At 34.6% G+C, this 13,150-nt stretch carries 12 protein-coding genes; all 12 read left to right on the top strand.

The features are described from left to right. A partial coding sequence (locus M663_RS0110895; protein ID WP_029688919.1) for a GTP-binding protein occupies window positions 1-566 on the top strand: 566 nt, incomplete at its 5' end. 8 nt (window positions 567-574) lie between these two features. Beyond that, complete coding sequence (gene mnmG, locus M663_RS0110890; protein WP_029688918.1) at window positions 575-2,476, top strand: tRNA uridine-5-carboxymethylaminomethyl(34) synthesis enzyme MnmG; 1,902 nt, start codon at window positions 575-577, stop codon at window positions 2,474-2,476. After that, entirely contained in the window at window positions 2,457-3,179 is a 723-nt protein-coding gene (gene rsmG, locus M663_RS0110885; RefSeq protein ID WP_029688917.1) for a 16S rRNA (guanine(527)-N(7))-methyltransferase RsmG, read from the top strand. Before mnmG ends, rsmG begins: the two co-directional genes overlap by 20 nt. A 527-nt stretch (window positions 3,180-3,706) precedes the next feature. After that, window positions 3,707-4,159 carry an NUDIX hydrolase gene (locus M663_RS0110880; protein WP_029688916.1) on the top strand — a complete coding sequence of 151 codons (453 nt, stop codon included), beginning with the start codon at window positions 3,707-3,709 and terminating at the stop codon, window positions 4,157-4,159. 95 nt (window positions 4,160-4,254) lie between these two features. Beyond that, complete coding sequence (gene noc, locus M663_RS0110875) at window positions 4,255-5,061, top strand: nucleoid occlusion protein (protein WP_029688915.1); 807 nt, start codon at window positions 4,255-4,257, stop codon at window positions 5,059-5,061. Window positions 5,062-5,182: 121 nt separating this feature from the next. Further along, window positions 5,183-5,950 (top strand): AAA family ATPase, encoded by a 768-nt coding sequence (locus M663_RS0110865; RefSeq protein WP_029688914.1) that lies wholly within the window; start codon window positions 5,183-5,185, stop codon window positions 5,948-5,950. 23 nt (window positions 5,951-5,973) lie between these two features. Beyond that, window positions 5,974-6,834, top strand: coding sequence for a ParB/RepB/Spo0J family partition protein (locus M663_RS0110860; protein ID WP_029688913.1), 861 nt, complete (start codon window positions 5,974-5,976; stop codon window positions 6,832-6,834). A 547-nt stretch (window positions 6,835-7,381) separates the two neighbouring features. Further along, a complete protein-coding gene (locus M663_RS0110850) occupies window positions 7,382-8,524 on the top strand; it encodes an aminotransferase class V-fold PLP-dependent enzyme (protein WP_029688912.1) in 1,143 nt (380 codons plus the stop codon). 19 nt (window positions 8,525-8,543) lie between these two features. Next, window positions 8,544-9,047 (top strand): DUF4446 family protein, encoded by a 504-nt coding sequence (locus M663_RS0110845; RefSeq protein WP_029688911.1) that lies wholly within the window; start codon window positions 8,544-8,546, stop codon window positions 9,045-9,047. Between the two features lie 19 nt (window positions 9,048-9,066). Continuing rightward, window positions 9,067-9,939 (top strand): YegS/Rv2252/BmrU family lipid kinase, encoded by an 873-nt coding sequence (locus tag M663_RS0110840; protein WP_029688910.1) that lies wholly within the window; start codon window positions 9,067-9,069, stop codon window positions 9,937-9,939. Between the two features lie 83 nt (window positions 9,940-10,022). Next, entirely contained in the window at window positions 10,023-10,844 is an 822-nt protein-coding gene (locus M663_RS0110835) for a cyanophycinase (protein WP_029688909.1), read from the top strand. Further along, a partial coding sequence (gene cphA / locus M663_RS0110830; RefSeq protein ID WP_029688908.1) for a cyanophycin synthetase occupies window positions 10,841-13,150 on the top strand: 2,310 nt, incomplete at its 3' end. The genes M663_RS0110835 and cphA, both read left to right, overlap by 4 nt.

The following is a 13,150-nucleotide window of genomic DNA, read 5'->3' as shown; positions in this document are numbered from 1 at the left end:
AACTTATTGATACGGCAGGAATTAGAGATACAGATGAATTAGTAGAAAAAATAGGGGTTGCTAAAAGCAAAGAGGTTCTGGCTGAAGCGGATTTAATTTTATTTGTATTAGATGCCTCAAGAGAGTTAACTAAAGAAGACTACGAAATTTTCGACATTTTGGTAGGTAAAAATATTGTATTTGTGTTGAATAAAATCGATTTACCTAAAAAAATTGATGAAAAAGAATTAAAAGATCTTACCAAAGATGGTATAATAATAGAGGTTTCCACTGTTGAAAAAATTGGGCTACAAGAATTGGAAGACACAATCTACAATTTGGTTTTTAAGGGAAATATAAATGTTAAGGAAGACGAAATAATTACAAATTCAAGGCACAAGGAAGCCCTTATTAATGCTAAAAAGTATATGGAAAGCTGTGTTGAAGCTATTGAAGGGGGGTATAGTGAAGACCTAATTACAATTGATTTAAATGCGGCTCTTGACCAATTAGGTAAAATTACTGGAGAGACGGCAACTGAGGATTTAATAAATCAAATTTTTGAGAGATTTTGTGTGGGAAAGTAGGTGAAAGTATGAATTTTATTGCTGGTGAATACGATGTTGCAGTTGTTGGGTTGGGACATGCGGGCAGTGAGGCTGCTCTCGCTTGTGCAAGGTTGGGACTTAAAACAGTAGGTTTTGCTGTAAACTTAGATTCTATTGCTTTGATGGCTTGCAATCCTTCTATTGGGGGTCCTGCCAAGGCTCAGTTGGTGAGAGAGATTGACGCTTTAGGTGGGGAAATGGCTATAAATACTGACAAATCGCTACTACAAATTCGCACTTTAAATACCAGTAAAGGCCCTGCTGTAAGGTCTTTGAGAGCACAAGTTGACAAAAAACTTTACCAGATGAACATGAAGTACACTTTAGAAAGACAAGAAAACCTTGATATAAAACAGGCGGAAATTGTAGACATTTTGGTAGAAGACAACAAAGTCACGGGGGTTGTGACAAAATTAGGTGCGATATATAAATGTAAGGCTTGCATTATTACTACAGGGACCTTCTTAAAAGGAAGGGTTATAATTGGTGATGTAAGTTTTAACAGTGGACCTAGCGGGCTTTTTCCAGCTAATGAGCTTTCTGAGACTTTGAAAAGATTAGGTTTTAAATTGATGAGATTTAAAACAGGTACTCCTGCGAGAGTTGATAAAAGAAGCATTGATTTTTCCAAAATGGAAATACAGCCGGGGGATGAAGTTATTACTCCTTTTTCCTATATGCATGATAAAATCGAAATAGAACAGTTACCCTGTTGGCTTACTTATACTAATAAACGAACTCATGAAATAATAATGGCAAATATTGACCGTTCTCCTCTTTTTAGTGGTGAAATAACAGGGGTAGGAGTAAGATACTGTCCCTCTATTGAAGATAAAGTTGTAAAATTTCCTCACAAAGAAAGGCATCAAATTTTTATTGAACCAGAAGGATTAAATACTTATGAGATGTATGTGCAAGGCATGTCTTCTAGTTTACCTGAAGATGTACAGCTGGAATTTTTGAGGACTGTTCCCGGTCTTGAAAATGTAAGAGTGATGAGGCCAGCTTACGCTATTGAATATGACTGTATAGACCCAACACAATTAAAAGTTACTTTGGAATCTAAAAAAATTGAAGGGTTGTACTTTGCAGGACAAGTCAATGGCACATCTGGATATGAAGAAGCGGCTGCTCAAGGTTTGATGGCGGGAATAAATGCTGCTATGAAGCTTTTAAACGAACCTCCTATAATTTTGGATAGGTCTCAAGCTTATATAGGAGTGCTAATTGATGATTTAGTGACAAAAGGTACAAATGAGCCTTATAGGATGCTTACTTCGAGAGCGGAATATAGACTTCTATTAAGACAAGATAACGCAGATTTTAGATTGACAGAGCTAGGGTATAAAATTGGTCTTGTAACAGAAGAAAGATATGAAAAATTTTTAAAGAAGAAGATTCAGTTAGAGAAAGAGATGCAAAGACTTCCTGGCGTCATGGTAAGACCTTCTGAGGAAGTCAACAATTTCCTCATATCTAAAGGAAGTACTCCTTTAGTTACAGGAATTGACCTTTATACTTTGTTAAAGCGACCTGAAATTGATTATAAGTCTACTAAATTTTTGGATAAAGATAGACCGCATGATATTTTAGATAGTGTGGCTGAACAAATAGACATAAATATTAAATATGAAGGATATATAATGAAACAACTAAGGCAAGTTGAACACTTTAAAGCATTAGAAAACAAAAAAATTCCAGAAGATATTGATTATTATCAAATTCATGGTTTGAGCAATGAAGCAAAAGAAAAATTGACAAAAATAAGACCCACTTCAATTGGACAGGCTTCTCGTATTTCAGGAGTTTCGCCTGCTGATATTTCTGTGCTTTTAATTTACATGCAGCAGTTAAGGAGAAATAAAGAAGATGAAGAACAAATCGGTTGATATGCTAATTGAGGGCGCTAAAGAGTGGGGTATATTTTTGGAAATGTTCCATGTGGAACATTTCCAAAAATATTATGCTCTTTTATTAGAATGGAATCAGAAGATGAATTTAACGGCAATTACAGAAGAAAGTGAAGTTGTGATTAAGCATTTATTAGATAGCTTATCTGTGGTTAAGAGTGGGAAAATAAAAGGGGAAGAAAAAATTATAGATGTTGGTACAGGGGCTGGTTTTCCTTCTATTCCATTAAAAATTGTATTTCCTAAATTAAAAGCTATTCTTTTAGATTCTTCTAAAAAAAGAATTATTTTTTTAGAAGAAGTTATAAATAAATTGGATGTAAATGAAATAGAATTAATTCACGGACGGGCTGAAGATATAGGAAAAGACATAAAATATAGAGAACAGTTTGATTTATCCGTGGCACGAGCTGTTGCACCTTTAAATATTTTGTTGGAATATACTCTTCCTTTTGTAAAAGTAGATGGTTATTTTATTGCTTTAAAAGGCCGAGAGATTAAAGAGGAAATAAAAAATAGTCAAAAAGCTTTAAAAGAATTAAAGGGAAAAATTGAAAAAATAGAGGAAGTTAAACTTCCTTATAGTGATATATTACATCACTTAATAATTATCAAAAAAACAGATAAATGCCCTACAAAGTATCCTAGAAGAGCAAATGCTATACAAAGATCTCCTTTATAAACTGAAAGGATAAATATGCTCGAGTACATGTTCTCGTCTCTAAGCTGTGCCTAAGGCTTGTTTTGTGGCAGCTTAGAATTGCTGTCTTTCTCTCCTGTAGACAAACTTCCGAAAATAGGATATTTTGCGATCGGTGTGACTTGTGACAAAGCGGCCCGGCACTCAAGTAAGTATGCTTGTTTTTTCTATTTTTGCTTTATAAACTTTCTTACTTGAGTGCCGGGAAACTTAGCAAGACCGAGGGTGGAGGCAGGGCCGTAGCCTTGTGAGGGCGGGGGCGGGTACTAAGACAAGGATGTCGCCTGATGGGGTACCTTGCCGGAACTCGAAGGTCGAGATAGTTTTGTCGCTTTGGAACATCGGAGTGACGATGCAAAATATCATATTTTAAAATTTTTGACTTTGTCAACAAGCTGTAGTCTAAAATTACTTTTAGACTGTTTCTTATTTTTATAAAAATTTTTGTGGTATAATTTTAATATAAATATTCCAAATAACTTACCATTCTTGGAATGAGGGAAGAAAAAATGTTAAAATTTAGAGCGAGCTTTTTAGTAGCGAGAGTTGTCATTGTTGAAGAAGAAAAAGTTCTCTTAGTAAAACATCAAGAAGGGGAGGAAGTAGCATGGGTTTTTCCAGGAGGTAGAGTAGAAGAGAATGAGTCAGTAGCAGCTGCTGCTATAAGAGAATGTAAAGAAGAGACAGGTTATGACATTAAGTTAAATGGTGTCTGCTATATTCAGGAATATGATATTTACTATGTAACATATTTTTATTCTTCTATTGTTGGAGGAAGATTGACATTAGGAAGTGACCCTGAATTACCTAAAGAGAAACAGGTTTTAAAAGAGGTAAAATGGATTGAACTTAAGGATTTGAAAAACTATCAAGTTTATCCTCAAAAATTGGCTAAGCTTATACAGCAAGAGAATTTTTTTAAAAATCTTATTCCTGTTCCCGAAACTTTTTATAATTTTTAACAATATATTTGAATTTAAGGAGGAAATTTACATTATATGTCGAATATATATTGTGGAAGAATTTTTTAATTGTTTTAAGAGCGGGGTGTGTAAAAGTGGTACAGAGTAAAACACAAGAAATTTGTTATCTGCCTATTGATTCAATAAGGCCCAATCCATATCAGCCTCGAAAGAAATTTGATATAAAAAATTTACAAGAATTATCAGAATCAATTAAAGCTTATGGAGTATTGCAACCTATTACTGTAAGAATGGTGCACAATAATTTTTATGAGTTAGTAGCGGGGGAAAGGCGGTTAAGGGCTTCTAAATTGGCAGGTCTTGCAGAGATACCAGCAATAATTATAAATGCGCAAGATGAAGATTCAGCTGTTTTAGCTTTAATTGAAAATTTACAAAGAGAAAATCTCAATTTTATTGAAGAGGCAGAAGCATATTACAACCTAATAAACGACCACCATCTAACACAGGAACAATTAGCAAAGATTTTGGGTAAAGGCCAATCAACTATTGCTAATAAATTAAGGATTTTGAAGCTTAGCAAAGAGATAAAAGAACAACTATTGGAAAATGACTTAACGGAGCGACATGCCAGAGCACTTTTGAGACTTCCTGATGAAGAGTTGCAAAAAAAGGCACTAGAGATAATTATAAAGAAAAAATTAAATGTAAGTCAAACAGAAAAATTAATACAAGACATGATAGACAAAATAACAAAGCAACCGGAAGAAGTAAAAAAAGAAAACAAAAAAATGATGAAATTTTATAAAGACATAAGAATTTTTGTAAATACAGTGAAACAAGCTGTAGATTTAATGAAAAAATCCGGTGTGCCGGCAGAGTATATTGAAAATGATAAGGAAGAATATATAGAGTTTGTAATCAAAATTTCAAAAAAGTAAAAGCTTTTTCACCCCCTTTTTGATAATGTTCCATGTGGAACATTGATATAAACAATGATATAATAGACATATAAGTTTAGCATCCTTAAAGAGGTATTTGTATGTAAAAGGGGGTGAAGAAATGGGTAAGGTTATTGCTATTGCAAATCAAAAAGGTGGTGTAGGTAAAACTACTACAACTATAAACTTAGGATATTCTTTAGCAACACAAGGGAAAAAAGTTTTATGTATAGATATAGACCCTCAAAGTAATATGACAAGTGGCTTTGGGATAAACCCGGCTTCTTTAAAGCACACTACATATACAGTGCTGATTGAAGATGAAGACATAAAAAATGCAATAATACCTTTACGGGATTTAAAAATTTCAATTATTCCATCTAGTATTCAATTAGCAGGAGCAGAAATCGAATTAGTTCCTATGCTTTCACGAGAGTATAAATTAAAAAATGCTGTAGATTCAATTAAAGATGGATTTGACTATATATTAATAGATTGTCCTCCATCACTTGGACTTTTGACTATAAATGCTCTTACTGCTGCTGATTCAGTAATTGTTCCAATTCAATGCGAATATTATGCTTTGGAAGGACTTACCCAGCTTATTAATACAATTAATCTTGTAAAAAAGAGTCTGAACCTTAAATTAGAAATAGAGGGTGTAGTTCTTACAATGTTTAACGCTCGGACAAATTTATCTATACAAGTGGTAGATGAGGTGAAAAAATTTTTTAAAGACAAAGTTTATAGAACAATTATTCCACGAAATATTCGTCTAGGTGAAGCACCAAGTTTTGGAAAACCGATTTCTATATATGACCCTAGTTCTAAAGGAGCAGAGGCATATGATGAATTGGCAGTAGAAGTGATAGAAAGGGCAGGAATATAAAAAATTACGAAGGTGGTGGTGAAATGGCGGGCAAAAAAGGGTTAGGCAGAGGATTACAAGCTCTTATACCGGAATATCGAACAGAGGAACCCCAAGGTGTAGAAACGATTAATATAGCCTATATTCATCCCAATCAATACCAACCGAGAAAACAATTTGATGAAGATAGTTTAAAAGAATTAGCAGAATCTATTAAACAAAATGGAGTTATTCAGCCAATTATAGTAAGAAAAGTGGATTCTGGATATCAGATAGTAGCAGGGGAGAGACGTTGGAGAGCTGCCAGAATTGCAGGACTTTCTGAGATACCAGCAATTGTGAGGGATTTTGATGATTTACAGGTCATGGAAATAGCTTTGATCGAAAATTTGCAAAGGGAAGATTTAAATCCCATTGAAGAAGCAAAAGCATATAAAGCATTGATAGAGCAATTTAATCTTACACAAGAAGAGATATCTAAAAAAATTGGCAAGAGCCGTTCGGTAATTGCAAATAGCATAAGGCTTTTAAATCTCAACGATAGAGTACAAGAAATGTTAGTGGAAGGAGATATAACAATAGGTCATGCAAAAGTTATACTTTCTTTACCAAATAAAAGTTTACAGTATGAGGCAGCAAAAAAAGTTGCTGAAGAAAATTTAAACGTAAGAGAAACAGAAAACTTGGTGAAAAATCTTTTACGGAAAAATGAAAAAAACTCTCAAAAGACAAAATCAAACAAAATAGATGTACATATTAAAGAAATAGAAGATGATTTGTGTAGTTTTTTAGGAACGAAAGTAAAGATATCACAAAGAAGTAAAGATAGAGGAATTATACAAATAGAATATTACAGTGAGGAAGATTTGACAAGAATTATTGAAATCCTTTATGGAAAGGGCTAAAAAGCCTCCTATTTTTATGTAGGCTTTTCAGACTGTAGACAAACTTTCGTAAAGTAGATATTTTGCAATCGGTGCGACTTGTGACAAAGCGCTAACAAAACTTAGGGAGACTGAGGGTGGAGGCAGGGCCGAAGCCAAGGATGGCGGAGGCGGGCACTAAGACAAGGAGGTCGAATGTGCCCGGTACCCTGCCGGAGCCCGAAGGGGAAGCTTATGTTTTGTCGCTTTGGAACATCGGAGCAACGATGCAAAATATCTCCTTTGAATATTTTGGTTCTTTGTCAATAAACTGAGCCTCCTATTTTTATGGAGGCTTTTAATTTTATCCAATTTTGCAGCAATTTTACCACTTTTAAAGCAAAACGAGGAATTTAATTAGGTACGTGCAAAATGTCAGCATATTATTCACCTATTAACTTTTGCCACACACTTTAATTAGTTTTTTGTTGCTAATGTGAAAAAATAAATATAAAATATAGTTAGAACTCTAAGGGGAGGTTTGCATATATTATAGTATCGGGAGATTTAATTTAAAGGAGATAGGACTATGATTTATTTTGATAATGCTGCTACTTCTTGGCCTAAACCCGATGGAGTGTATAGGGAAGTAGAGAAAGTTTTAAGAAACTGCGGAAACCCTGGAAGAGGCGGACACAAAATGGCACTTGAATCAGGAAGGGTTATTTTTGAAGCTAGGCAAGAGATATGCAGCATTTTCAATATTAAAGACCCTATGAGAGTGGTATTTACATCTAATACAACAGAAGCTTTGAATATTGCGTTAAAAGGCCTTTTGAAAGAAGGTGATCATGTAATAACTTCTAGTATGGAGCATAATTCTATGATAAGACCTCTTATGGCGTTGAAAGAAAAGGGGATAGAAGTTACAATCGTGAAAGCAAATGAGAAAGGAAAGATTGACCCTGAGGAAATAAGGAAAGCAATTACAACAAAAACAAAAATGATTGCCATAACCCATGCTTCCAATGTGACAGGTACAATAATGCCTATTGAGGAAATAGGAAATATTGCCCGGGAAATGAATTTAATTTTCTTGGTGGATGCAGCCCAAACGGCTGGAATATTGCCTATAGATGTAGAAAAACAAAACATCGACCTTTTGGCTTTTCCTGGCCACAAAGGATTGTACGGCCCTCAAGGTACAGGAGGATTATATGTAAGAGAAGGTATAGATGTATTGCCTCTTGAAGAAGGGGGAACGGGAAGTAAGTCAGAGTCAATGTATCAACCTGATTTAATGCCAGACAAGTTAGAAAGTGGTACTCCTAATACTCCAGGGATTGCAGGACTAAAGGAAGGGGTGAAATTTGTAAAAAACATAGGTGTAAATGCTATATATCAACATGAAAAAAAGCTTACTAAAGTGTTGATAGAAGGATTTGAGCAAATAAAAGAAGTTAAAATATATGGTCCACACGAAATAGAAGAAAGAGTTGGAGTAGTTTCAATAACGTTAAAAGATAGAGATGTAGGAGAAATAAGTTATATTTTGGATAGAGACTTTGACATAGCTACTCGAGCAGGATTACACTGTGCTCCATTAGCCCATTCAACAATTGGCACACTAAAGACTGGCACTTTGAGATTTGGAATTGGCTATTTTAACACTGAAGAAGAAGTAGAAAAAGCTATAAAAGTTATTGAAATAATTTCGCGAAAAACATTCTAACGAATTGGAGGAGAAACTTATGCAAAACTTTTTAGACATTATTTCTCAAAATGCTACGATGATTATCTTGTTTTTATTAGTTTTATCAATTATAGAATTAATTTTCATACTTATAATTAATGGGAAATTTTTAAGATTAAACAGGACTTATAATAAGGTAATTAAAACATTGGGAAAAGGAGATGTCTTTGATATTTTTTCTAGAATCCTTACAGAGAATGAAGAGATAAAAAACAAATTAGACAAGTTAAGAATTGATTTAAATTCTTTAGACAAAGAAGGAAAAACAGCAATTAAAAAAGTGGGAATAGTGCGGTATAATGCTTTTCCTGATGTGGGTTCTGACTTAAGCTTTTCTATTGCCCTATTAGATAGCAATGACAATGGTATTGTTTTGTCTGGAATATACGGAAGGAATGAGACGGCTACTTTTGCAAAACCTATTGAAAGAGGGCAATCTAAATATCCTCTTTCTGCTGAAGAAGTACAAGCTATAGAAAGAGCTAAAAGAAAAGCTTTGTAAAAAACAGGGAGTGATAACCTTGATTGCGTTTATTGTGAACCCAGTGGCGGGTGGAGGAAGGGCCTATAGGAAGATTCCAGAAATTAGAAGGATCATGAAAAAGAAATTAATCGATTACAAAATTTTTATAACAAAATATGCAGGGGAAGGGAAAATATTAGCGAGAAAAGCAGCTCTTAGTGGATTTAAAGTTGTGGCGGCAGTAGGAGGAGATGGTACTGTACTTGAAGTAGTAAATGGAATAAAAGGTACACAGGCTATACTAGGAATTATTCCTGTAGGGACAGGAAATGACTTTGCAAGATTTTTCCACATACCTAAAAAGTTAGAAAAGGCTATTGATGTGCTTATAATGGGTAATATTAAAATTATAGACGGAGCTGTGATAAACGATATATTAACTTTTGGAAATATTACAAGCACAGGCATTGCTTCTGAAACAGCGGCAATGGCTGTGCGGTTTAAAAAGTTTTTATCTGGAATATGGGTTTATTTAACTGCCCTTTTAAATGTCCTTTTTAAATACAAGCCCTATTCTGTAAAAATAAGAATGGATGATAAAGAGTTAAATAGAGAAATAACAATTTTTGCAGCGGGAGTTTTAAGCTATTATGGAGGCGGCTTAAAGCTTTTGCCGGATGCCGATCCTAATGATGGCTATTTAGATGTCATGATTGTTGACAAAATAAGTAAGATTAAATTATTGGTTTTATTGCCCTTAGTTCTTTTTGGAACTCATACTAAACTTAAAATTGTAGAAGTTTATAGAGCAAAAAAAGTAAAAATAGAGGCAGATCGAGAAGTACCTGTTACTGTCGATGGTGAAATATTATATATCAAAAATCTGGAAATAAAAGTGGAGAAAGATGCAATAAAATTATGCACTCTGTAAATTTAATAGAGTATATTGCGTTAAACTCTCAGGAATAATAAATTATGAAACCTGAGAGTTTATTATTTTTTGGAGGCGGATAAATGGCGGAGAAAGTAAAAGGAAAGTTAGTTATCATAGGAGGAGCAGAAGACAAAGAGAACAAATGTGAAATATTGCAAGAAGTTGTGGGTTTAGCGGGGGGAAGAGAGAGTAGAATAGTTGTAATGACAACAGCCACAGAAAAACCTGTGGAAGTGGGCAATATGTATATTTCTATTTTTAAAAAATTAGGGGCAAATGATGTAAAAGTTGTAAATATAAATTCAAGGGAAGACAAAGAAATAAACTATGCAAGGAATGTACTTGAAGATTGCAGTTGCGTTTTTTTTACAGGTGGTGACCAATTGAGGATAACCAGCATTTTGGGAGGAAGTGGCATAGATAAATTGTTAAAACAATTGCATAAAGAAGGAACTTTGATTGTGGGTACGAGTGCGGGGGCTTCGGTGATGTCCCAAACTATGATTGTGGAGGGAAATGATGAAGATTCTCCCAGGAAATGCACTATCAAAATGGCTCCTGGATTAGGTTTATTAAAAGACGTAATAATTGACCAACATTTTGCACAAAGAGGGCGCATTGGAAGGCTTCTTGCAGCAATTGCTCAAAACCCAAACAATCTCGGAATAGGGATTGATGAAGATACTGCCATAGTTGTAGAAGAAAATGAATTTAGGGTAATAGGGTCAAATGCTGTTACAGTAGTGGAGGGAAGAAAGCTAAAACACTCTAATGTTTCTGAATCAAGTCCTAATGAAATTTTAGCCCTCACCAATGTTATACTTCACATATTGCCATCCGGTTATGGTTATGATTTAGAAAAATGGATACCTAAAGTCAAGCTCAAGGAGGATAAGGTATGATTATTAAAGATATAAGGGTATATCGAGGGAGAAATATATACAGCCATAGACCTGTAATAAAAATGGTAGTAGATATAGAGAGATTGGATATTCCTACAAAAGATATACCCAACTTTAATGAGAGATTGATAAAACGGCTTCCTAACTTATCAAAACATAGTTGTTCTTACGGATATGAAGGGGGATTTCTAAAAAGATTGGAGGAAGGCACCTATTTACCCCATGTAACAGAGCATATAATTTTGGAACTACAAAATATATTAGGATATGATGTAAAATTTGGAAGAGCGAGAAATATAGAAGGAGATTTGTATTATATAATTTATGAATATGGATTAGAAGAGTGTGGCATAAGAGTTGGGAAATTAGCGGTTGAAATGGTAAATAAATTTATACAGGGGGAAGAATTTGATTTAGAAGAAAGGCTAGAAAGAATACGCAATATAATTGCTGAGATAGAACTAGGGCCTAGCACAATGGCTATAAAAAATGAAGCTTTAAAAGGGGGAATCCCGGTTACAAGGGTGGGAAATGGAAGTATTTTGCGGTTAGGTTATGGGAAATATCAAAAAATGATTGAAGGTACAATTTCACAAAATACTAGTTGCATTGCTGTAGACATAGCATCAGATAAAATCTTGACAAAGCAGATCTTAAGAGACCATGGATTTCCTGTGCCGGAAGGAGATGTTGCTTACAATGAAGAAGAAGCGATTGCTATTGCGGAAGAAATTGGATATCCTGTCGCTATAAAACCTTACAACGGAAATCAAGGCAAAGGAGTTCATTTAAACATAACCAATAAAGAAGAAGTAAGTATAGCCTATAGAAACGCCAAAGCTTACAGTGACCTTGTTATTGTAGAAAAACATATAAAGGGAAAACATTACAGAGTATTAGTTGTAGGTGAAAAAGTAGTAGCGGTAGCTGAAAAAATTCCTGCCCATGTGATAGGAGATGGAATTCATACTGTTGAAGAATTAGTAGAAATAGAAAATAAAAATCCTTTAAGAGGAAAAGGCCATGAAAAACCCCTTACCAAACTCACAATAGATACGATTTCTAAAATGACCCTTAAAAAACAAGGATTTGATCTAGAAAAGATCCCTAAAAAAGGGCAAAAAGTGTTTTTAAGGGAAAGCGCAAACTTAAGTACAGGAGGAATTGCAATAGACAAAACAGATGACATTCACCCATATAACATAGAAATTGCTGTAAGAGCGGCAAAAGCCATTGGTCTTGATATAGCTGGTATAGACATTACAATGGAGGACATAAAAAAGCCTCTAACTAAAGAAAATGGAGCAATAATTGAAATAAATGCATCTCCGGGCATAAGGATGCACCATTATCCTAGCAAAGGTAAACCTAGAAATGTAGCAAAAGCGATTGTAGATATGCTTTTCCCTAAAGGAAGCAAAGCTACCATACCTATTATATCTATTACGGGTACAAACGGGAAAACTACAGTCACCAGGATGACAGCTCATATTTTAAAGACCTATGGCTACACTGTAGGAATGACTTGTACTGACGGCATTTATATCGATGACACCTGTGTCTACAAAGGTGACAATACTGGTCCTAAAAGTGCAAGAACTTGTCTTGCTGATAAAAACATAGATGCTGCAGTGTTAGAAACAGCAAGGGGAGGTATTATAAGGGAAGGTTTAGGTTACGATTTGGCAGATGTGGGGGTAATAACCAATATTTCAGAAGACCATCTTGGAAGTGATGGGATAGAGACTTTAGAAGACCTGGCTTTTGTTAAGGCATTGGTGGTGGAAGCGGTAAAGGTAGACGGTTATAGTGTTTTAAATGCTGATGACCCGATGACCCCTTATTTGGCCCAAAAGGCAAAAGGGAAAATAATATATTTTTCAATGTACGATAATAACCTTACTGTAAAAAAACATATAGAAAAAGGTGGAATCGCAGTATATGTTAAAGACGGTGTCATCGTTATAGCGAATGGGCAAATAATTCCTGTTGTAAAGATAGAGGAGATTCCTGCAGCTTTGTCAGGGAAAGTTTTGTACAACGTGGAAAATGCTCTTGCAGCTATCGCTGCTTCTTATGGAGTAAAAGTGCCTGTAAATATCATTGCAAAAGGTATAAAGACATTTTACTGCGATACTACACACAATCCTGGGAGGTTTAACTTGTTTAATGTAGGTAATTTCCGCGTATTAGTAGATTATGGCCACAACATAGCTGGAATAAAAAGTGTAATAGAAGCAGCACAAAAACTTGATGCGAACAGGCTCATCGGTGTGATAGGAGTTCCAGGAGATAGAATAAATTCT

The sequence above is a fragment of the Thermoanaerobacter sp. A7A genome (assembly GCF_000445185.1).
Classification (GTDB): domain Bacteria; phylum Bacillota; class Thermoanaerobacteria; order Thermoanaerobacterales; family Thermoanaerobacteraceae; genus Thermoanaerobacter.
This window is presented reverse-complemented; position numbering and strand designations above follow the sequence as displayed.